Genomic DNA, 265 nt, shown 5'->3' on the forward strand with positions numbered 1-265 from the left:
CTTAGTGTATGAATACTTGGAATAGTAAACCCTTTATCCACCTTACTTCTTAATCGACAAACTAAAACATCAACAACATTTGTCTGTGGATCAAACTGATGCCCCCATATATACTCTAATATTGCAGTTTTAGTTATTACTTTTTCAGGATTTTCAAGCATAAGTTTAATGAGACCAAATTCTCTTTGATTCAGATTAATTACATTTCCAGCACGCTTTAATTCACGTTTAAGAACATCAAGAGATAATTCACCATATATTATTT

1 protein-coding gene is annotated in these 265 nt (G+C 30.6%); it reads right to left on the reverse strand.

What is annotated here, in order from left to right; translation table 11 throughout:
- Nucleotides 1–265 (reverse strand): winged helix-turn-helix domain-containing protein (locus tag RMT89_RS43520; RefSeq protein ID WP_315889283.1); only part of this gene is annotated, 265 nt, incomplete at both ends.

The sequence above is a fragment of the Streptomyces sp. P17 genome, assembly GCF_032436805.1.
Lineage (GTDB): Bacteria > Actinomycetota > Actinomycetes > Streptomycetales > Streptomycetaceae > Streptomyces.